Here is a 20,185-nt window from a genome sequence, read left to right on the forward strand (position 1 = left end):
CGGGATTATTCGCCCGCCTTTTTTACCCCCGGTGCCGTATCGAACTGTTCGGCATACTCGGCCCGAAGCACGTTTTTCTGTACCTTTCCCATCGTGTTGCGGGGCAGAGAGTCCAGCACGAAATACGCCTTGGGCCGCTTGAAGTTGGCCAGTTTGCCGGCCACGGCGGCGGCGATCGCATCCAGATCCGGCGTGGTACCGGTTTCGGGCACCAGAACGGCTACAACGCCCTCGCCGAAATCGGGATGCGGCACACCGATCACCGCGCTCTCCTTGACGCCGGGCTGGTCATCGAGCACCTGCTCGACCTCTTTTGGATAGATGTTGTAGCCGCCCGATATGATTAGATCTTTCTCGCGACCCACGATGGTGACATATCCATCGGCGTCGATCAGCCCAAGATCACCGGTGATGAAAAAGCCGTTATCGCGCAGTTCTTCGGCGGTCTTTTCGGGCATCTGCCAATATCCCTTGAACACGTTGGGGCCGCGCACCTCGATCATGCCGGTTTCGCCGCAGGGCAGTTCCTGCCCTTCCTGGCCCATGATGCGGATCTCGGTGCCCTTCAGGGGAAAACCCACCGTGCCGGCACGGCGTTCGCCGTCATAAGGGTTCGAGGTGTTCATGCCGGTTTCCGTCATGCCATAGCGCTCAAGGATCGCATGGCCGGTTCGGGCGCGAAAGGCGGTGTGGGTTTCGGCCAGCAGTGGCGCGCTGCCCGATGTGAACAGCCGCATGTGGCCAGCCCGCGCACGGTCGAAGTCGGGGCTGTCGAGCAGCCTTGTATAGAAAGTGGGCACACCCATCATCGTTGTCGCCCCTGGCAAGGCGGCCAGAACACCCGCGACCGTGAAGCCAGGCAGCCAGATCATTGACCCGCCCGCAAGCATGAGAACGTTGCACGCCACGAAAAGCCCGTGGGCGTGAAAGATCGGCAATGAATGTATCAGCACATCCTGCGCGGTGAAGCGCCAGGTTTCGGTCAGCACCTCGGCGTTCGACAGCAGGTTGCCCTGTGTCAGCATCGCACCTTTCGAGCGGCCCGTGGTGCCCGAGGTGTAAAGGAAAGCGGTCAGATCGTCGGTGGTGCAAGGGGTTGCGGAGGTGACCGGCTCCGATGCGGCCACGGCCTGGGCAAAGCTGCCATGCTGGTCGCCGTCGAGCGTCAGCAGCGCGGCGCCGGCCTTTTGTGCAACCGGCGTCAGCGCCGCTTCTGCGGCAGGGTCGGTCACGAGGATCTTCGGCGTCGCGTCGCCAACGAAATATGCGATCTCGTCAGGAGTGTAGGCGGTGTTGAGTGGCAGGAAAATTACCCCCGATTGCAGGCAGGCAAGATAAAGCGCCAGCGCCTCGGGCGATTTTGGGCATTGCATCGCCAGGCGGTCGCCCTTGGCCAAGCCGCGGGCGCGCAGCATCCCGGCGATCCTGTCAGCGCGGGCGGCCATCTGGGCATAGGTGACTGTGCCGCCTTCGGGGAGGTGCAGCAGAACGGCGTCGCTGTCGCGGCGATCTCCGATCAACCTGTCATACAAGGGGTTGGTCATGGAACTCTCCTGTAAATCAGTCCACTGCATGTAGGGTCACGGTCATGGCCGTGGCCCCGTCCGGCGTGCGGGCCCATAGCGAAACACCGGTCTGGGTGGCGCGGCCTTCCAACGTATAGGGGGTGGGGGCGAATAGCGGCTGCATGGCGCGTATGTCAAAGGCGGTCAGCCTGCGATCACCAAGATGGGCCAGCCCCAGGTCCACAAGCAGCGTGGCCGTCAGTGGCCCATGCACCACAAGGCTGGGATACCCTTCGACTTCGCGGGTGTAATCGGCGTCATAGTGAATGCGATGCCCGTAAAAGATAAGCGCGGAATAGCGAAACAATGTCACCGGGTCTGGTGTCACGACGCGCGAAAACCGGGCGTCGTCGGGCGCGCGCTGGCCGGTTGGCGGCGCGCTGCCTGGGGCGGGTGGCTGGCGATAAACGATGTTCTGCGTCTCGCGTATGCGATGCTCGCCGCCGACGCTGAAATCGTGATCCACCGTCACGAAGCAAAGCCGGCCCGAGCGGCCGGTCTTTTCCTCGATGCTTCGGATGGTCGAGCGTTTCTCGACCTCTTCGCCCAGCCGCAACGGTGCGTCGATCGTCACGCGGCCACCGGCCCACATCCGGCGGGGCAGGCCGAAATCGGGGATGAAACGCCCGAGCCGTTCATGCCCGTCGCGGCCCAGGTCCGACGCGCGGATCTGCGGGTTGAAATACAGGTAATGCCAGAACGGCGGCAGGGGGTCGCCCTTTGTCAGCGTTGCGGGCCGATCAAGTGTCAATTGCATCAGCCGCGCCTGCCGCAGATCGAGCGTGTCCGTCACGCGTTCGCTGCGCCCGATGGCGCAATGGGGGCTGGGCGACGGCATCGACTTACCGTCCCTCGAACCTTGGGGGGCGCTTTTCGGAGAAGGCCGCCTGACCCTCGCGGTAATCGGCGCTGTCAAAGCAAGCCTGCGCCAGCTTTCGGGGGTGATCGGGGTTGCGCGCTGTTTCGGGCCTGGCCAGGTCAATCAGCGCCGCCTTGATCGCGCGGATCGACAAGGGTGCGTTTTCGGCCATCGTTTTGATATAGGCGTGCGTGGCTTCGTCGTAGCGGGCTGTTTGGTAGACGTGGTCGCAAATCCCTTTTGCCATCGCCTCGTCAGCGGCCATCTTTCGACCCGAGAACAAAAGATCCGCCGTCGTCGCATGGCCGACCCGCCGTTCAAGCAAGGCGATGCCGTCGTAACCGTACCCGAGGCCCAGCTTGGCAGGCGTGATGGCGAAACGGGCGTCATCACGGGCCAGACGCAGATCGCAGCGCATGGCGATCTCAAGCCCGCCGCCGATACAATACCCGCGGATCAGCGCGATCGTTGGAACCGGCAGCGCGGTGATGGCCTCTTCGGCGCGGGAAACGGCCGCGCCGTAGCTGGCCGCTGCCTCGGCGCTGTTGCGTGTTTCTCCGAATTCCGAGATGTCGGCCCCGACCACGAAGGCACGGTCGCCCGCCCCCTCGATAGTGACGACGCGCAGGTTTTGATCACGGGCCAGCGCCAGGCAGACATCGCCAAGGGCATGCCACATGGAAAGGCTCATCGCGTTCAACTTGTCCGGTGCGTTCAGAACGATCCGCGCCACGCCGCCCGCCCGCGAGAGGCGCAGCTTGCCTTGCGCATGTTCTTCCGTGTCTCTCAGTTGCCTGTCCATTGTCCGCCTCCGTCCATGTCGACCACTGTTCCGTTCAGATACCCCGCCTTCGGTGACAGCAGCATCGTCGCCAATGCAGCGACCTCGTCGGGTTGGGCCGGCCTGCCATAGGGGAAACGGTCAGGTTCGACCATTTCGTGCCAGCGGCTTTCGTCGCCGAACTCGGCCTTGGCCTTGCGTTTCATGAAATCGGTCATCCGGTCGGTCAGGGTTGGCGACGGGTTGATGCCGAACACGCGCAGGCCCTGTGCCTGAGCATCGGCGCCCAGTGCCTGCGTGAACGCGATGAGCGCCGCGTTGGCCGAGGAACCCGAGATATAGGCCGCTCGGTTGGCGCGCCCTGCCATGCCGATGATGTTGAGAATACTGCCCGTGCCACGTTCTGCCATGGCCGGAAGCAAAAGTTGGCAGAGATGAATGTAGCCAAAGACCTTCAATTCCCAATCATGGCGCCAATCCGCAATGCCAAGATCGCCGATCTTGCCTGCGCGGATCGCGCCGGCGTTGTTGACCAGGATGTCCGGGGTGCCGACAGCCTCGATCAGCGACAGACGTCCCGTATCGGTGCCAAGATCGGCTGGCACCATGTGCACGCGGCCTTGGGCGCCTTCGGAAAGGGCCGCCTGCGCCGACGCAAGCTGGGCGGTGTCCCGTGCGACCAACGTCACATGCGCGCCCTCGGCCAGCAGCGCGGCGGCAATGGCGTGCCCGATTCCTTTCGAGCCGCCGGTAACAAGCGCGCTTTTGCCGGTAAGGCCCAGCTCCATCACGTGTCTCCGATATAGTATTGAATCTCGAAGAAGATACAGCCCTCGGACGAGGTAAAGGGCCCATGTTCCGTTCCTGGCGGGCGGCAGGCATATGAGGGTGCGGCATATTCGGTGCCGCCCTTGCCTTCGGCATCGCAGCCGTTCACCAGCTTGCCTGAGATCAGGTAGACCTCTTCCCAGTAATCGTGCATGAAAATCGCCGGCGCGATCGTGCCGGGTTGAAACCGGATAAGCCGCGTGCGCACACCCGTCTTCGCTGTTTCGTCAAGTGCACCCGACAGCATCTTTTGCTGCACCCCCGGGGCACCGCCCGGAACGGGCTCCCAGCCGGTTTCGTTGTCAAGCTCATGGAAGGGAACTGGCGGTTTCAGCAGCATCAGGCGGTCTCCTGTTGGGGTACGAGGGATTGGGCGAGGCTTTGGGCAAGCGCGCCAAGATCGGGAGCGTCTGCCAGGGCAAGAACGGCTTCTTGCACATTCGTGGCAGCCTTTGCGGTCAGGCCGCCATGGGCAGCGTTGCGTTGAAACTTGGCGATCAGATCAGCCTCTGACATGGGGTTTTCCGGGTCGCCCCAGGCTGCGGGACAGGTGGCGGTGTGCGTGGTGCTGTCGGCCGTGGTTGCCACGACCCGTGCGCCGTATTGGTTTGGAAAGGCTGCATCGTATTCCGGGTCCACATGCAGGTGGACAAGCCCGCGCAGGGCTTTCGTGGCTGGTACCTGCAGGGCGGGGGGGGCGAAATCCACAATCTCGGGCGCGCCCTTTTGCAGGGCCACTGCCACGGCGTGTTGCAGGCTGAACCGGGCTTGGTCCGCTGTTTCGGGGGCAGTGTTGTCGCAAAAATCAATCGCGGCGCGATACGTGTGAATGTCAACGCGCTGCACGGGCGATGACAGATCGGCCCCGAGCGCCAGTGCCGCCGAAATGGCCGGGTGTGCGTGGCGGCAGGCCGGAAAGGGCTTGTAGCTCATCCGCGAGATGGCCCAGGGTTGGGGGTCGAGTACCGCGGCGGGGTCAGCGCCGGGGTAATAGCTTTTGAAAAAACCCATCTCGCCCGTAAGGATCGCCTGCGGCCCGGTAAATCCAGCCGCGCCCAGCTCTGCGGACAAGACACCGGCCCGCGCGGCATGGGCCGTGGCAAGCTGTTTCGAGAATCCCGGTTCCAGTCGGCATTGCCAGATTCCTGCGGCCTGCATGCCCGCCTGCCCAAGCGCGTCTGCCAGGTGGGCAGACCCCAGCCGGTGCAGGTCTGCCGCCGCCATCGCGGCGCCGAAAACGCCACAGGTGCCCGAATTGTAAAACGGGGTATAGCCGCCCGCCGCAACCGCCACGCCAATGCGCGTTGCGATTTCATATCCGCGCACGATGGCTGCCAGCAGCGTAGGGCCCGAGGTTGGGCGCCGCATGGCCACGGCTAGTGCCGCGGCACAGACCGTGTCGCCGGGATGCAGGATCGAGGCGCGATGCAGGTCGTCCATCTCAAGAACGTTGCCCAGACCGCCAAGTGCCAAGGCCGCGCCCTGTGCGTCTGTCCGATCCGGTGACATCGCGCTGCGCAGCACATCATGGCGGTCTGCGTTCAGCGCGCGTGCCCATGCAAGTGCTACCGGCGTGGCCCGCGCCGCAAAGATGCAACCCAGCCAATCCAGAAGGCTGAAACGCGCCAACGCCCGAACGTCCGCGCCGATGTTTCCGCAGCAGATCCGTGTCAGCTCTGATTCGATGGTGGCCATGTATGGGTCATTTCGCATGCAGAAATTGGTATCTCGCTTAAAAATTCGCTCATGATGGCATGCAAATCAAGCGGGTTCTTTCCAGCGGTTTTGCCTGTAAGGATGCAAATTTGTGCGGGTTAGTGGAAAAAAGGCATAAAAATAGAGGGTTGCGGGAAAGTCGTTTCTGCATACAGAATTTTTTTGCATTTAGAAATTTTGTCGACATAATCAGAACCCACGCACCGTTGGTGTCTGCCCTGCGCCGGGCTGGTAGAACGCGCAGATCAGGCGGCCTCTGCGAGATACTCGGCATCAAGACCGGGGAACATGTTTCCGTCCGCCGCCCTGGCGTCGGACCCAACCAGCAGGAGAGAAGTCTCATGAACCAAACCGAGTTCAACCGCCGAACATTCATGGCCCTTTTCGGGGCGAGCGCTGCCGCCAGCGCCTTTGGTGTGCCCGCCCGCGCGCAAGAGGCGCTGAAACTCTGGGCGCCGGGCATTGCCAAGGTGGGCGCGCAAGATTGGTCTGACATGGAGTCGCAGTCGGGCGTCGGCATCAATGCCATCGCCAAGTCCGCGCGTGCCGATGAATCCATCCAGAAGATGGTGGTGGGCGACGGCAACGCGCTTTACGACGCGATGACCGACAATGGTGGAGGCATGGAGGATGCGCTTGCGTCGCAAGGGGCCATCGCCGAGCTAGACCCGGCCCGGATTCCCAACTGGGCCAATATTCTGCCCCACTACCAGGAGGGCGGGGCCGCAGCCGACACGTTGCGCCACGATGGCAAGCTTTACGCGATTCCCTATATCTCGAACGCCGACAGCCTGGCTTTCAATTTTGACGAGATCGGCGAAGAGCTGACCTCGTGGGAGGCGCTCTTCGACAGCCAGTTCCGCGGTCGTGCAGCTATGCAGAACGATTTTGGCCCGACACTGACAAACACGGCGATTTACCTGAAGCAATCGGGGAAGGGCTCGATCGACAATCCTTCGGACATGACCGAGGACGAGGTGCGCCAGACCTGCGAATTCCTGATCGACCTCAAGAAAAAAGGCCACTTCCGCACCTTCTGGGACGGGGTTCAGAACGGGGCCGACCTGCTTTCCTCGGAAGAGGTGCTGGTGTCGTCCTGCTGGGAAGTCATCCAGATATTCGCCGCGCGCAAGAACGGGCAGGACATCCGCTACGGCACGATGAAAGAGGGCCACCAGACGTGGAACAACATCGTCATGCTGACGCGCGGAGGCAAGGAGCGCGGGATGGAGGACGCATTTTATGCGCTCGCAAACGTCTACCTGTCACCCTGGTTCGGCGCGCGCACGTTGGCCGGCCTGGGCTTTTCGCCGCAAATGAGCGGTGTGAACGAATACGTGGATGCCAACCCCGACGATTTCGACGCCGATACCAAGGCCATCATGGCCGAGCGTCTGGCGCGCAAGCAGGCCCGACGGTCGGTCGCTGGCAATTCCTGGCAGAACGTGTTTCCGACCAACATGCGCGCCTATCAGGATTGGTGGGCCAAGGTTCAGGCGGCCTGATCGTCAATGGCCGATCTGTCGAGCCACGCAGTCAGCGGGGGCCACCCCGTTGACGCCGATAAAGCCCCGTGGCGCGCGAAACTCGTGCCATGGGTTTTCCGCGCGCCGCTGATCTTCATGGTGATGTTCTTCGCCATCCCGATGGCCATGACCGTGGTGTTCTCGGTTTTCGAGCGCACGATGTTCTGGATGGAGCCGGGGTTCACCCTGTTTTCCTACGAGAACTTCTTTTTCTCGGCGCGCCTGACAAATTTCCTGAGCTCGATGAAATATTCGCTGATCTCGGTCGTGATCTGTTTTGTTCTCGGGTTTCCTATCGCGGTTTTCGTGCGTAAATCGATTCCGCAGGTCGCCCAGCACCGCGTGGTTTTGCTGTTCATCCTGCCCTTCATGGTCTCCGAGATCATTCGCGTTTTCGCGCTGCGCCCCGTGTTGCAGCGCAACGGCCTGGTGAACAGCACGCTGATGGAACTTGGGCTTATCGACGAACCGATCACGGCACTGCTTTACTCGCATACCGGCGTGGTCATCGGCGAGGTTCTTTCGTTCCTGCCCTTTATCGTGTTTTCGGGCTTCCTCGCCATGGAAGCGGTGCCGAAATACATTTTCGAAGTCTGCGACGACCTAGGTGTGGGGCCCTGGCGGCGCTTCAAGGATGTGATCCTGCCACTTGCGGCACCGGGCATTTTCGCTGGCTCGGTCTTTATTTTCGTAAACGGGCTTGGCGTTGCACTGCTGCCGAACATCCTTGGCGGCGCTGGGGCGGTGAATGCAGGGCTTATCGCCACGCAGGCGATAACCGCGCTCGACTTTCCGCTCGCCATGGCGGTGAGCGCGATCATGATGGCGACACTTCTGTCGCTGCTCTGGATCGGTCACAAGCTGTTCGACCTTACCAAGATCCTGACACCGCTAAGCTGAGGCCTGCCATGAACGATTATGACAATATCTGGCTGCACCGGCTGAAATGGGCCTACCTGCTGCTTGTCGTGCTGACGTTGATGACGCCGGTCATTTACGTGATGTATGTGTCCTTCAATGCCAACGGCTTTGGCGCCAATGAGTACGTTTTCACCTTGGAATGGTACGGGCTCATCTTCTCGGACGAGCTTTTGATCGGGGCCTTGGGGTGGACAGTGATCCTGGCGCTTGTGGTCACCGTTGTCGCCGTGCCGATGGCACTGCTTTCCGCCAAGTACTACAAGGCGGCCGATAACAAGCTTTTCCCGATCTTCCTGCTTTTGTCGCCGCTGTTCGTGCCGCCCGATATCCTGGGGTCGGCGCTGCTGGTATTCTTCAAGAACCTCAACCTGGTTTTCATCTGGCTTGGCGATCAGATCGGCACATCGCTTTTCGATAGCTGGTTCCGGCTGAGTTTTCTGACCGCGACGATCGGGCTGATCATCTACACCATTCCCTATTCTTTCGTTGTGATCCTGATCACCATGGGGCGTTACCGGACGGAACAGACCGAAGCGGCGCGCGCCTGCGGCGCCAATGGCTGGCGCGCTTTCTGGGACATCGAGTTTCCGCAGATCCGCGCCGGCGTCTTTTCGGCCTGCGCCTTCACAGTGATCCTCGTGTTCAACGAATACACCCGCACCAGCCTTCTCAAGGGCGGGTTTGACACGTTTACCACAGTGCTGATCAGCCAGATGCTGAACACCGGCATGTCGCCCCAAAGCTATGCCATGTCCGCCATGGTCAGCTTTGTGGCCATCGCCGTGATCGGCTCCATCATCCTTTTCACCATGCTCCGCGCCGAAAGCCTTGGCCGCATCGCCCGCGCCAAGGCCGAGCCGGTGATGTCATGACCTATGGGACGACCGATATGACCGACAACAAGGCCCCCGCCGTCGAGGTGCGCAACCTTGCAAAACACTACGGCGATTTCGTCGCGTTGAAGAACGTGAACGTATCCATTGCCGCGGGCGAATATTTCGTGCTGCTTGGCCCTTCGGGCGGTGGCAAGACCACTCTCTTGCGCACGCTTGGCGGTTTTCATAAGCCCACAAGGGGCGAAATCCTCTTGCATGGCCGCAACGTCGGGCATCTGCCGCCTGACAAACGCCCAACCACGATGGTTTTCCAGGCCTATGCGCTGTTTCCGCATATGACTGTGACCCAGAACGTGGGGTACGGCCTCAAGGTGGCTGGGCTGTCCAAGGCTCGGATCGCAGAAAAGGTGGATTACGCGCTGGAACAGGTGGGCCTGACGCAGTTCACCCACCGCAAGCCGCATGAACTGTCGGGTGGCCAGCAGCAGCGGGTGCAACTGGCGCGCGCCATCGTTCTCGACCGTGACATCCTGCTTCTCGATGAACCGCTGGCCGCGCTGGATGCTCAGCTTCGCAAGGACATGTGTCTTGAACTAAAGCATTTGCAGGAAAAGGTGGGTATCACCTTCATCCACGTCACCCACAACCAGGAAGAGGCCATGACCGTTGCCGATCGGATCGCGCTGATCGCGAATGGCGACCTGGTGGAATATGGCCGTGCCCGCGACATATATCGCGCGCCACAAAAAAGTTTTACTGCCAGCTTTGTGGGCGAGAACAACATGCTAAAGGGCAAGGTGGCCCAGTCGAATGGCGCGAGTATCGTGGTCGATGTTGCAGGTGCCATGCTGCAGGTCGACAAGCGCGACCTGGATGTGTCCGATGGGCAAGAGGTCACGCTGTCGATCCGATCGGAATGTGTATCGCTGGACCGGGCCAATGGCAGCGCTGCGGCTTCTGATGGGCTGTCGATGATCGGAACCTACGATGAAAGCGTTTATCTCGGCCTGACGACGTCGCATCTGGCGCATTTGCCTGACGGGACCGAAATGGTCAGTCGGGTCATCGCAGGCAGCGACGACACCCCGCCCGAAGCGGGCGCGCCGGTGCGGCTGTCGTGGAAACCATCGGACATCCGGCTACATGTGGAGTAACGTCATGCCGTCAAATCCGCGCATCCCTTTCCAGCTTTCGTCGGACCGTGCGCCCCTGACCGGTCCCGCGGGAAAGACGCTTATCGTTCATATCGTGATGAACATCGAATATTGGCCGATCGAGCGGCCGATGCCGCGAGGCATCATTCCCGCCCCCCACGGTGCCACCCCCGCCCCCCCGGATGTGCCGAATTTTTCATGGGTGGAATACGGTATGCGCTGCGGCATGCCGCGCATGCTTGACATGCTGGCGCGCAAGGGGCTTCCGTGCTCCGCTTTCCTGAATGCGCAGGTGGCCGATGTCTACCCCGCGCTGATGGACGCGGTGGTCGAGGCAGATTGGGAACTGGTCGGTCATGGATGGTTCCAGCAATCGCTGAAACAGGCCGAGGACGAGGCCGCGGTGATCCGCCGCTGTCTTGACCGTTTGGAGCAAGCCGGCGGCAAGCGGCCCCGCGCGTGGCTGGGCCCGGGACTGGGCGAAACCGAGGAGACGCCCGACCTTCTCAAGGCCGAGGGGGTCGAGTTCTTGCATGACTGGGTGCTTGACGATCTGCCGACATGGATGAAAACAAAGCATGGGCCGCTAATGGCGCTACCCTACAGTTTCGAGCTTAACGACGTGCCGGTCTATGCGATCCAGAACGGATCGACCGATGAATACCTGAAGCGTGTCGAGGCGACGCTGGCGGTGTTCGAAAGGGAAATGAAAGGCCAGCCGCGGGTGATGACGCTGGCCCTGCATCCGCACATCATCGGCGTGCCCCATGTCGCGCATCATTTCGAGGCCGCGCTAGATCTGCTGACGGCGCGTGACGATACGATTTTCCTGACTTCGAGCGGTATTGGCGACTGGTATGCCAAAGCCGATTCCGACGGGGCCGCACGCGTGATGGAGGCAGGATGATGGCCGAGCGTTCAACCGCCCTGCAATCCCTGAAAGTCCTTGATCTGACCCGCGTCCGCGCAGGGCCGACCTGTTGTCGTGTTTTGGCCGATTTCGGGGCAGACGTTATCAAGATCGAGGCCCCCGTGGGTGCCGATCCGTCGGCGGGTGTTTCAGGGGCGCGGCATGGCTATGACATGTTGAACCTGCACCGCAACAAGCGCTCTCTCACGCTGAACCTTAAAGCGCCTGAGGGCCGGGCGCTGTTCTTGCGCATGGTTGAGGGCGCGGATGTGGTTGTCGAGAATTTTCGCCCCGACGTGAAGGATCGGCTTGGCATCGCCTATGAAGACCTGGCGAGGGTGAACCCGCGCGTCATCCTTGCCTCGATCTCGGGTTTTGGCCAAACTGGTCCTTATGCGCGCCGCGCGGGCTTTGACCAGATCGCGCAAGGCATGGGCGGGCTGATGGGCGTGACCGGCAACCCCGACGAAGGGCCGATGCGTGCAGGTGCAGCCGTGGCCGACAGTTCGTCCGGGTTGTATGCGGCGATCGGCATTTTCGTGGCCTTGCAGGAACGCGCCGCATCTGGCCGCGGGCAATGGGTGCAAAGTTCGCTTCTGGAGGCGCAGATCGCGTTGATGGACTTCCAGGCCGCGCGCTACCTGGTCGAGGGTGAGGTTCCGCGATCGACCGGAAACGATCACCCTTATGTCACGCCGATGGGCGTTGTGCCGACGAGCGATGGCTATCTCAACCTGGGCGTCGGCAGCGACACGCAATGGCAGGCCCTTTGCAAACTTATCGGCAAGCCCGATTGGGCGCAGGATGCCAGGTACGCAACGAACGCGGCCCGGTTTGAACACCGGCCCGAGCTTTGGGGCCTGCTTGAACCCATATTCGCCGAGAACACCACGGCCCATTGGGTTGCCGCACTGGAAGAGGTGGGAGTGCCCGCCGGTCCGATTTACATGATGGACGAGGTCTTTGACGATCCGCAGGTGCAGCATCTTGAAATGGCAGCCCCCGTGCATCATCCCGCCCGCGGCCAGACGCGCCTTGTCGCGCAGCCCGTGAAACTGTCGCGCACGCCCGCGTCGGTCTATGTCTCGGCCCCGGATGCGGGTGAACATTCCGACGCCATACTTGGCGATCTCGGCCTTTCGGACGACGAGATTGCTGCCCTGCGCGAAAAAAACGTCATCTGAAGGACGCCCCACATGACCCAATACGACTCTGACATGATCACGATGCCCGTGCATCCCGGCTGGCAGGATATTCGCGACGCGGTTGGCCGGCTGTGCGAGGATTTCCCCAATGAATACTGGCTCAAGCTGGACAAGGAAGACGCCTATCCGCATGACTTCGTCTCGGCGTTGACCAAGTCTGGCTTTCTGGGGGCGCTGATCCCGGAAGAGTATGGCGGGGCGGGCCTGCCCCTTTCGGCGGCCGGTGCCGTTCTGGAAACGATCCATGCCAAGGGTTGCAACGCCGCAGCCTGTCACGCGCAGATGTATACGATGGGCACGGTCTTGAAGCACGGATCGGAAGAACAGAAACAGAAGTACCTACCCAAGATCGCCACGGGCGAGCTGCGCCTGCAGGCGTTCGGCGTAACCGAGCCCACAACGGGCAGCGACACCACGCAGCTCAAGACACGGGCCGAGAAAACCGCGAACGGCACTTATATCGTCAACGGCCAAAAGGTCTGGACAAGCCGGGCCTTCGAGTCCGATCTCATGCTGCTTCTGGCGCGCACCACGCCCGCCGCCGAGTGCAAGAAACGCTCTGACGGGATGTCGGTTTTCCTGATCGACATGAACGACGCGCGGAAAAACGGCCTGTCCCTTTCCAAGATTGATGCGATGATCAACCACAACACCTGCGAGGTGTTTTTCGACAACGTGGAAATCCCTGCCGATACGCTGGTCGGCGAAGAGGGACGTGGTTTCAAATACATCGTCGACAGCATGAATGCCGAACGCATCCTGATCGCCTATGAGTGCATTGGCGATGCGAAATTCTTTATCGACAAGGCGTGCGAATATGCCAATGACCGCGTCGTGTTCGGCCACCCTATCGGCGCAAACCAGGGTATCCAGTTTCCCATCGCCGATGCCTATGCCAAGGCGCAGGCCGCCGAATTGATGGTCACAAAGGCTGCCGCGATGTTCGATGCCGGTGAAAAGGCCGGGGCCGAAGCCAACATGGCCAAGCTGCTGGCTGCCGATGCTTCGTGGGCCTGTGCCGAAATCTGCATGCAGACCTATGGAGGCTTTGCATTCGCCCGCGAATACGGGATCGAGCGCAAGTGGCGTGAAGCCCGCCTGTACCAGACGGCCCCGATTTCGAAGAACATGATTTACGGTTTTCTTGGCCAGCACGTACTTGGCTTGCCGCGCAGCTACTGAGCCGTTTCGTGACCAGCCCAACCCTGGCCCCGGCACCTGGCGTCGCGGCGCGCTGGCCGGTTCTGGCGGGCGTCTGGGGTGTCTATTTCAGTTTCGGGGTCATCATCGCGTCGATGGCCCCGCTGCTGGCCGAGATACGCGCCGATATCGACGCCAATAACGCCGTGATCGGCGCGATCCTGGGGTCGTGGCCGCTTGCCTACATCCTGTGTGCCGTGCCCTGTGGTATATTGCTTGACCGATTGGGCGCGCGGCGCATGCTGGTACTGGCGACGGTCATCATGGCCTCCTCGGCCCTTTTGCGCTGTGTGGCCGAGACGCCGTTCCAGCTTTTTCTTGCGGTTGCGGTCTTCGGCGCGGGCGGGCCGATGATCTCGGTCGGTGCGCCGCTTGTCATTGCCCGGCTTTACGAGGGCAAGGCCCGCGCCACCGCGATGGGGCTTTACGTGACAGGGCCATATCTTGGCGGGTTGGTGGCGCTGGGCCTGACAAACGCGGTCGTCCTGCCGCTTGTCGGAGGCAATTGGCGCGGGGTGATGGCGGCATATGCGGGGCTGGTCCTGGCCTCGGGGTTTTTCTGGTTGATGGTGTCCCGAGGGCGCGCCGCGGATCTGGGCGCGGCGGGGGACGGCAAGAAATACAACTTGCGCGCCTTTGCCGAGATTCTTTCGGTGCCTGCCGTGCGGGTGATCCTGATCATGGCCGTGGGCGTGTTCTTTATCAATCACGGTTTCAACAACTGGATGCCCGAGATCCTGCGCAGCTACGGGTTTACCGCGGTCTCGGCCGGTGTCTGGGCGGCGCTGCCCCCGGCCATCGGTATCCTGGGGGTGCTGTTCATTCCGCGCCTTGCCACGCCCGAGCGGCGGCTGCTCGTTATGGCCACGCTGTTCGGGGCTGTGCTGCTGGCCAGCTTGTTGCTGCAATCGCAACAGCCGATACTTCTTGCAACGGGGCTAATGCTGCAAGGCCTGGCGCGTGGATCGATGATGACCGTCGCCATAATGCTGCTAATGGAAACACCCGGCGTGCCCGAGGAGCGGCTGGGGCTGGCGGGCGGGCTGTTCTTTACCTCTGCCGAGATCGGCGGGGTGCTGGGGCCCGTGTCCTTTGGCACGCTTGCGCATTGGACGGGCGGTTTCTCGGTGCCGCTATTCGGGGTCACGCTGATCGCATCGGGGTTGTTGATACTTTTGGCGGTCATGCGCCGCGGTCCGGGCGCATGAGATATCCTTTCGCGGTAAATCACTACATTTGGCCCGCAGGGTGGCCGCTGGGCGACTTTCTCGACCTTGCCGCGCGGCTTGGGGCCGGGTCTGTCGCGTTGACGCGCCGCGCGCTGTCCGAGATGGCGCCGGACCGCCTGCGTCGCGAACTCTATCGGCGCGACTTGTCGGTTTCTTCGCTCAATTCCGCCGGGTATTTTACCGATCCCGATGCTGCCTTCCAGGCGCGCCAGGCGGAGGAAAACCGTCGCCTGGTCCAGGCGGCGGCCACGCTCGAAGCCGGGGCGCTTTGCGTCATTACCGGCGGGGCAGGGGCCTTTGACAGGTTGCCCGACGCGCGGGCGCGCTTCGTCGATAAGCTTGGCGCCCTTGACGGCGAAGCCGAGGCGGTGGGGGTTACGCTCGGGCTTGAACCGATCCACCCGGCCGAATGCCTGACCAAGGGCGTTTGCAATTCCATACATCAGGCGCTTGATGTTATCCGCGATCTTTCGGCGACACGCTTGATCGTCGATCTTTATCATTCCGCCCATGATCCTGAGCTGGGGGCGCTGCTTGGCGGGCAGCCAGCGCATCCTGTGGTATTGCAAGTCTGCGAACCGGTGATGCGCGCGGGCGCGATGCATCGGGACTTGCCACTTTCTGACTGGGCGGCGCGTTGTGTCGCGACCGCGCGGGACAGCGGCTTCCAAGGCGCGATCGAGGTTGAACTGTTCGAACGTGATCTGTTTGGGCGTGATCCTGCGCGCTTGCTTTCCAGTGTCTTTCCGTCGGTATGGGCTGCGCAATACTGAACCCCGTTTGTTGTGCCGCGCCGGGGTTAGTGGGGCCGGGGCTCGACATCGGGATGCCTGCCCTATCTATCTGTTGGCGGTGTGAAAATCGTGGCCGTGACGTTGCAGAAACGCTGGCGTGGCGTGGATTGCGTCGGCCCCGCAAAAGGACACAGGATTTGACCAAATCTACGTCGAACGCCTCGCGCCCGTTGGCGGTGCCAGCAGGCCGGATCAACCGTTTCGCGCGGCTCGGCTCGATGACAGCGGGGATCGCCGGAAACATGGCAGTCAGTGCCCTGGGCCCGTTGGGCCGGGGCACGCGGCCCGAGATGCGCCGTCTGCTGATGACACCGGCCAACATGCGCCGCCTGGCAGATGAGCTTTCGCGGATGCGAGGCGCGGCGATGAAGATGGGTCAGCTTATCTCAATGGATGCGGGCGAGGTCTTGCCGCCCGAGTTGGCCGGGATCATGGCGCGTCTGCGGGACCAGGCGCATGTCATGCCGCCCGCGCAGTTGAAACAGGTGCTGACGCGCAACTGGGGCGGTGATTGGCAGCGGCATTTCCGGCAGTTCGACGTGCGCCCCATCGCTGCGGCCAGTATCGGGCAGGTCCACCGTGCGCGGCTGCGCGACGGGCGCGACGTGGCGATAAAGGTGCAATATCCCGGTATCGCGAACAGCATCGACAGCGACGTGGCCAATGTGGGCGCCCTGGTGCGCATGTCGGGGCTGTTGCCCGGCGGGTTCGACCTGGCCCCCTACATGGAAGAGGCGCGCAGCCAACTGCACGAGGAAACCGATTACACGCGCGAGGGCGCGCATCTTGAACGCTTCGCCCGCCTGTTGGCGGACAGCGCGGCCTTCGCGTTGCCAATGTTTCACGCCGACTGGAGCACGCGCAAGATATTGACCATGTCGTTTCTTGAAGGGCGCCCCATCGAAACCGCGGCCGAGGCCCCGCAGGCTGAACGCAATGGCATAATGGGAAGCCTGATCGACCTGACCCTGCGCGAGGTGTTCGAATTCGGGCTGACGCAAAGCGATCCGAATTTTGCCAATTACCGCTACAATGCCGAAACGGGCCGGATCGTCTTGCTGGATTTCGGGGCGACACGGGCGCTGGACCCGTCGTTGACCGGGGGCTACCGCCGCCTGATGCGTGCCGGGCTGGAGGGCAATGCCCCCGCGCTGCAGGTCGCCGCGCAAGAGCTGCGTTTCATCAAAGGGGATGGCACGTTCGATGCCCATATATTGGCAATGATCGGCACGGTATTCGATGCGATCCGTGGGGCTGAGGCCTTTGAGTTCGCGGACCGCACGTTATCGGCGCGGATGAATGAGCAGGGTATGGCCCTGGCGCAGGCGGGCTATGTGCCGCCGCCCCTACCGATGGATGTGCTGTATCTTCAGCGCAAGTTCGGCGGCATGTTCCTTCTGGGCAGTCGCCTTGGCGCGACGCTGCCCGTCGAGGCATATCTGCGGCGCTACCTTGAATGAGGCGCGTCAGGCGCCCATGCCTTGGCGTTCAGAAAACGCCCATCTGCAAACCGGCCCCCATGGCGGCCCCCAGGCTGCGGCAACGTGACAGGTCGTTCTGGCCGATGGTCTTTTCGGCAAGGATCTCTTCGGGTGTCTGGGCATGGGTACAGACGATCAGGGGCGGCTGCACCTCTTTCAGGCGCCAGCCCTGCGCGATGCGGGCGGTTTGCCGCGCGGCGTTTTCGCCATCCGATCCGGCGCAGACCATCTGGGCATATCCCCGGCCCTCGATCCGGCCGAGAACCGGGTAATAGCAACGATCAAAGAAATCCTTCATCAAGCCGGCGATGGCGGCCAGGTTTTCGGGCGCGCAAAAGATGTATCCATCGGCCTGCAACAGGTCGTCCGGCTCCGCCTCGACCGCTGTTTTCAGCGTTGTTTCCACCTCGTCCCGCGCGGCGCTGGCGGCGGCCTCGGCCATCTGGCGGCTGCCGCCCGTCAGCGAGTGATAGACGATCAACAGGTCTGGCATATCGAAATCGGCCCTTTCCCAAGCAGATCAGGCCCGGCGCCGCTATCGGGCGCGGGGCGTCAAACCGGGTTCTGTGCCCCTGCAAAAAACATCAACCGGCCTTCGGCGTCATAAATTGGCCGGATGCGCAGCCGGTTGACGAAAGGCGTGCCATCCTTGCGATAGTTGAGAATGTCGATGGTAAAGCGGGTCTCGGCCTTCAGGCCCTGGCGGATCGCCTCGATGGCGTGGGGGTTCGTATCCGGCCCCTGAAGGAAACGACAGTTTCGTCCGATCACCTCGTCCGGGGCATAGCCGGTCTGTGTCTCGAACTCGTCACTGACATAGATCATCGGGTTGTCTGGTTGCGAAGGGTCCGAGATCACAACGCTCATCTCGATTTCGTCCTGTTCCAGGAGCGACCTGATATGGTCTTGATCGATATCCTTGTCCTGCACGATGCAAGCCTTTCTGCTGCAATATTTGTCACGTGGTTCACCCTGCGCTGCCGGGGCCTCGGGGCCGGGCGGCCGGATTTTGACGATTTGATTAGCACGCTTTGGCGGCCAAGCACAGGGCGCTTGGCCAGGATGGCGGGCCATGATGCGGTGCTCCGACCCTGCGTCACTTTTGGCCGGGGCGCTTGCGCTCGGACCTCGGGATGCCGTTAATGCGCCCCGAGGAGAAATATGCAAGCCGGGGAGGGCGCGCCATGCTGGACGGTATTCGCATCATCGAAATCGAGGGGCTGGGCCCGGGGCCCTTCGCGGCCATGATGTTGGCCGACCTGGGTGCGGATGTGATCGTGGTGCACCGCAAGGGTGGCGGTGGCGCCGGCGCACCCGACAAGGCGGCGCGCAACCTGCTGGACCGGGGCAAGCGGTCGATCGCGCTGGACCTGAAAGACCCCGCCGACATGGATACCGTCAAGCGCCTGGTCGCGTGTAGCGACGGGTTGATCGAAGGGTTCCGCCCCGGCGTGATGGAGCGGCTGGGCCTTGGCCCCGAAGATGCCCACGGTATCAATCCCGCGCTGGTCTATGGCCGGATGACCGGCTGGGGCCAGGATGGGCCGCGCAGCCTTCAGGCGGGACATGACCTGAACTATATCGGGCTGTCGGGTGCCTTGTGGTATGCCTCGCCTGCTGGGCAGCCCCCATTCACGCCGCCCACGATGGTGGGTGATATCGGGGGTGGCGCGCTGTACCTGGTGGCGGGGATGCTGGCGGGGATCATCCGGGCCGGACGCAGTGGCCGGGGCACGGTGGTGGATGCCGCCATCGTTGACGGCTCGGCCCACATGATGAACCTCTTGATGTCGTTGAACGTGGCGGGCGGGCTGTCGATGATGCGCGGGCAAAGCCTGCTGGATGGCCCGCATTGGAGCCGCTGCTACACCTGCGCGGATGGCAAATTCCTGTCCGTGCAATGCCTTGAACCCAAGTTCTACGCCATTTTCCTGGAACTGCTTGGCCTGTCGGATGATGCCGATTTCGCCGCGCGGCAATATGACAAGGCGGCCTGGCCCGACCTGTCGGAGCGGCTGGCTGCGATGTTTGCCGCGCAACCGCTGGCGCATTGGCTGGCGCTGTTCGATGGCAGCGATGCCTGTGTCGGGCCGGTGAACGCGCCGGATGCGGCGGCGGGCGACGCGCATATCGCCGCGCGCGGCATCTGGCAGCAATCCGACGGGGTGTTGCAGGCCGCCGCCGCGCCGCGCTTTGACGGGCAGGCGCCAGACCGGCCACGCCCCGCGCCCGAACGCGGGCAGGATACCGACGCCATCCTGGCCGAATTGGCCGGGGACTGAGTTCGACCCGATCAAAACAGAAGGACAAGATTCGAATGGACAGCCTGGATATCTTCCAACTGGAAACCCTGGCCATCAGCGCCGATGACGAGGGCATCGTCACCCTGTCTCTGAACCGCCCCGAAAAACGAAACGCGCTGAATGCGGCAATGGTCGACGAGTTGATCGACGTGTTTTCGAAACTGCCGCGCATGGGCGCGCGGGCGGTTATCCTGCGCGGTGAGGGCACGCATTTCTCTGCCGGTTTGGACCTGGTCGAGCATCACCAGCAGGATCGCAGCCCCGAGCAGTTCATGCATGTCTGCCTGCGCTGGCACGAAGCGTTCAACAAGATGGAATATGGCGGTGTGCCGATCATTGCCGCGCTTAAGGGCGCGGTCGTCGGCGGCGGGCTGGAACTGGCCAGCAGCGCGCATATCCGCGTGGCCGACGAAAGCACCTATTTTGCCCTGCCCGAGGGGCAGCGCGGCCTGTTCACCGGAGGCGGCGCCACGATCCGCGTGGCCGGCCTGGTGGGCAAGGCGCGGATGATCGACATGATGCTGACCGGCCGTGTCTACAAGGGCGACGAGGCGATCAGCGTTGGCCTGGCACAATACCTGGTCGAGGATTCCGAGGCCAAGGCGCTGGAAATCGCGCGGGCCGCGGCCACCAACCCGCCCCTGTCCAATTTCGCCATCTGTTCTGCCATCAGCCACATGCAGAACATGTCGGGGCTGGATGCGGCCTATGCGGAATCGGTGGTTGCGGGTATCGTCAACACCCAACCCGCCTCGCGCGGGCGGCTGGAGGCCTTTGCCAACAAGACGGCCGCGCGCGTTCGCCCCGAGTGATTGCGGGGATGATGCAATTGCGAGGCGCCCTTCCTAAATAGGTGGGTGGGGCGCCCGAGCTTGTA

The 20,185-nt window shown here is 62.5% G+C and carries 20 protein-coding genes; 12 read left to right on the forward strand and 8 right to left on the reverse strand.

What is annotated here, in order from left to right:
- Positions 1–5: 5 nt before the first annotated feature.
- From M8744_RS12500 to M8744_RS12525, 6 genes are read right to left on the reverse strand one after another with little or no spacing between them, the layout of a single operon-like run.
- Entirely contained in the window at positions 6–1,544 is a 1,539-nt protein-coding gene (locus M8744_RS12500; protein ID WP_251417754.1) for a malonate--CoA ligase, read from the reverse strand.
- A gap of 16 nt (positions 1,545–1,560) precedes the next feature.
- A complete protein-coding gene (locus M8744_RS12505; protein ID WP_251417761.1) occupies positions 1,561–2,403 on the reverse strand; it encodes an HTD2 family dehydratase in 843 nt (280 codons plus the stop codon).
- A gap of 4 nt (positions 2,404–2,407) precedes the next feature.
- Positions 2,408–3,226, reverse strand: a complete 819-nt coding sequence (locus M8744_RS12510; RefSeq protein WP_251417767.1) for an enoyl-CoA hydratase — start codon at positions 3,224–3,226, stop codon at positions 2,408–2,410.
- Complete coding sequence (locus M8744_RS12515; protein ID WP_251417770.1) at positions 3,211–3,993, reverse strand: short-chain dehydrogenase/reductase; 783 nt, start codon at positions 3,991–3,993, stop codon at positions 3,211–3,213. The genes M8744_RS12510 and M8744_RS12515 overlap by 16 nt, the downstream gene beginning before the upstream one ends.
- Complete coding sequence (locus M8744_RS12520; RefSeq protein ID WP_251417774.1) at positions 3,993–4,373, reverse strand: cupin domain-containing protein; 381 nt, start codon at positions 4,371–4,373, stop codon at positions 3,993–3,995. The genes M8744_RS12515 and M8744_RS12520 overlap by 1 nt, the downstream gene beginning before the upstream one ends.
- Positions 4,373–5,728, reverse strand: a complete 1,356-nt coding sequence (locus M8744_RS12525) for an MmgE/PrpD family protein (RefSeq protein WP_251417776.1) — start codon at positions 5,726–5,728, stop codon at positions 4,373–4,375. Before M8744_RS12525 ends, M8744_RS12520 begins: the two co-directional genes overlap by 1 nt.
- A 362-nt stretch (positions 5,729–6,090) precedes the next feature.
- Between M8744_RS12525 and M8744_RS12530 the strand changes: the two genes are divergently transcribed.
- The 10 genes from M8744_RS12530 (at position 6,091) to M8744_RS12575 (ending at position 16,984) form a co-directional block, all read left to right on the forward strand.
- Positions 6,091–7,254: an ABC transporter substrate-binding protein gene (locus tag M8744_RS12530; RefSeq protein WP_251417779.1), complete on the forward strand. Its 1,164-nt coding sequence runs from the start codon at positions 6,091–6,093 to the stop codon at positions 7,252–7,254.
- Between the two features lie 84 nt (positions 7,255–7,338).
- Positions 7,339–8,175 (forward strand): ABC transporter permease, encoded by an 837-nt coding sequence (locus tag M8744_RS12535; protein ID WP_251417782.1) that lies wholly within the window; start codon positions 7,339–7,341, stop codon positions 8,173–8,175.
- Between the two features lie 8 nt (positions 8,176–8,183).
- Complete coding sequence (locus M8744_RS12540; protein ID WP_251417797.1) at positions 8,184–9,068, forward strand: ABC transporter permease; 885 nt, start codon at positions 8,184–8,186, stop codon at positions 9,066–9,068.
- The gene (locus M8744_RS12545; protein ID WP_251417803.1) at positions 9,065–10,186 is read left to right on the forward strand and encodes an ABC transporter ATP-binding protein; all 1,122 of its coding nucleotides are present in this window, start codon (positions 9,065–9,067) and stop codon (positions 10,184–10,186) included. The genes M8744_RS12540 and M8744_RS12545 overlap by 4 nt, the downstream gene beginning before the upstream one ends.
- A gap of 4 nt (positions 10,187–10,190) precedes the next feature.
- Positions 10,191–11,093, forward strand: coding sequence for a polysaccharide deacetylase family protein (locus M8744_RS12550; RefSeq protein ID WP_251417809.1), 903 nt, complete (start codon positions 10,191–10,193; stop codon positions 11,091–11,093).
- Entirely contained in the window at positions 11,093–12,280 is a 1,188-nt protein-coding gene (locus M8744_RS12555; protein WP_251417816.1) for a CaiB/BaiF CoA transferase family protein, read from the forward strand. The genes M8744_RS12550 and M8744_RS12555 overlap by 1 nt, the downstream gene beginning before the upstream one ends.
- 12 nt (positions 12,281–12,292) lie before the next feature.
- Positions 12,293–13,483 carry an acyl-CoA dehydrogenase family protein gene (locus tag M8744_RS12560; protein WP_251417824.1) on the forward strand — a complete coding sequence of 397 codons (1,191 nt, stop codon included), beginning with the start codon at positions 12,293–12,295 and terminating at the stop codon, positions 13,481–13,483.
- An 8-nt stretch (positions 13,484–13,491) separates the two neighbouring features.
- Positions 13,492–14,709, forward strand: coding sequence for an MFS transporter (locus M8744_RS12565; protein ID WP_251417845.1), 1,218 nt, complete (start codon positions 13,492–13,494; stop codon positions 14,707–14,709).
- The gene (locus M8744_RS12570) at positions 14,706–15,503 is read left to right on the forward strand and encodes a sugar phosphate isomerase/epimerase family protein (RefSeq protein WP_251417851.1); all 798 of its coding nucleotides are present in this window, start codon (positions 14,706–14,708) and stop codon (positions 15,501–15,503) included. Before M8744_RS12565 ends, M8744_RS12570 begins: the two co-directional genes overlap by 4 nt.
- 158 nt (positions 15,504–15,661) lie before the next feature.
- Positions 15,662–16,984: an ABC1 kinase family protein gene (locus tag M8744_RS12575; protein ID WP_251417858.1), complete on the forward strand. Its 1,323-nt coding sequence runs from the start codon at positions 15,662–15,664 to the stop codon at positions 16,982–16,984.
- A gap of 28 nt (positions 16,985–17,012) precedes the next feature.
- Here M8744_RS12575 and M8744_RS12580 read toward each other — a convergent pair whose 3' ends face one another.
- Positions 17,013–17,498 carry a flavodoxin family protein gene (locus M8744_RS12580; RefSeq protein ID WP_251417864.1) on the reverse strand — a complete coding sequence of 162 codons (486 nt, stop codon included), beginning with the start codon at positions 17,496–17,498 and terminating at the stop codon, positions 17,013–17,015.
- Between the two features lie 59 nt (positions 17,499–17,557).
- Positions 17,558–17,935: a PAS domain-containing protein gene (locus M8744_RS12585; RefSeq protein ID WP_251417870.1), complete on the reverse strand. Its 378-nt coding sequence runs from the start codon at positions 17,933–17,935 to the stop codon at positions 17,558–17,560.
- 254 nt (positions 17,936–18,189) lie between these two features.
- Between M8744_RS12585 and M8744_RS12590 the strand changes: the two genes are divergently transcribed.
- Positions 18,190–19,287, forward strand: coding sequence for a CaiB/BaiF CoA transferase family protein (locus M8744_RS12590; protein ID WP_251417877.1), 1,098 nt, complete (start codon positions 18,190–18,192; stop codon positions 19,285–19,287).
- A gap of 35 nt (positions 19,288–19,322) precedes the next feature.
- Positions 19,323–20,120 (forward strand): crotonase/enoyl-CoA hydratase family protein, encoded by a 798-nt coding sequence (locus M8744_RS12595; RefSeq protein WP_251417884.1) that lies wholly within the window; start codon positions 19,323–19,325, stop codon positions 20,118–20,120.
- Positions 20,121–20,185: the final 65 nt, after the last annotated feature.

Source organism: Lutimaribacter degradans (assembly GCF_023703375.1).
Lineage (GTDB): Bacteria > Pseudomonadota > Alphaproteobacteria > Rhodobacterales > Rhodobacteraceae > Lutimaribacter > Lutimaribacter degradans.

Coding starts and splice junctions, on each gene's coding strand:
- M8744_RS12525 (WP_251417776.1), bottom strand. CDS start 5,728: ATGGCCACCATCGAATCAGAGCTGACACGGATCTGCTGCGGAAACATC.
- M8744_RS12550 (WP_251417809.1), top strand. CDS start 10,191: ATGCCGTCAAATCCGCGCATCCCTTTCCAGCTTTCGTCGGACCGTGCG.
- M8744_RS12570 (WP_251417851.1), top strand. CDS start 14,706: ATGAGATATCCTTTCGCGGTAAATCACTACATTTGGCCCGCAGGGTGG.
- M8744_RS12595 (WP_251417884.1), top strand. CDS start 19,323: ATGGACAGCCTGGATATCTTCCAACTGGAAACCCTGGCCATCAGCGCC.
- M8744_RS12530 (WP_251417779.1), top strand. CDS start 6,091: ATGAACCAAACCGAGTTCAACCGCCGAACATTCATGGCCCTTTTCGGG.
- M8744_RS12590 (WP_251417877.1), top strand. CDS start 18,190: ATGCTGGACGGTATTCGCATCATCGAAATCGAGGGGCTGGGCCCGGGG.
- M8744_RS12515 (WP_251417770.1), bottom strand. CDS start 3,993: ATGGAGCTGGGCCTTACCGGCAAAAGCGCGCTTGTTACCGGCGGCTCG.
- M8744_RS12540 (WP_251417797.1), top strand. CDS start 8,184: ATGAACGATTATGACAATATCTGGCTGCACCGGCTGAAATGGGCCTAC.
- M8744_RS12560 (WP_251417824.1), top strand. CDS start 12,293: ATGACCCAATACGACTCTGACATGATCACGATGCCCGTGCATCCCGGC.
- M8744_RS12510 (WP_251417767.1), bottom strand. CDS start 3,226: ATGGACAGGCAACTGAGAGACACGGAAGAACATGCGCAAGGCAAGCTG.
- M8744_RS12520 (WP_251417774.1), bottom strand. CDS start 4,373: ATGCTGCTGAAACCGCCAGTTCCCTTCCATGAGCTTGACAACGAAACC.
- M8744_RS12555 (WP_251417816.1), top strand. CDS start 11,093: ATGGCCGAGCGTTCAACCGCCCTGCAATCCCTGAAAGTCCTTGATCTG.
- M8744_RS12545 (WP_251417803.1), top strand. CDS start 9,065: ATGACCTATGGGACGACCGATATGACCGACAACAAGGCCCCCGCCGTC.
- M8744_RS12500 (WP_251417754.1), bottom strand. CDS start 1,544: ATGACCAACCCCTTGTATGACAGGTTGATCGGAGATCGCCGCGACAGC.
- M8744_RS12505 (WP_251417761.1), bottom strand. CDS start 2,403: ATGCCGTCGCCCAGCCCCCATTGCGCCATCGGGCGCAGCGAACGCGTG.
- M8744_RS12580 (WP_251417864.1), bottom strand. CDS start 17,498: ATGCCAGACCTGTTGATCGTCTATCACTCGCTGACGGGCGGCAGCCGC.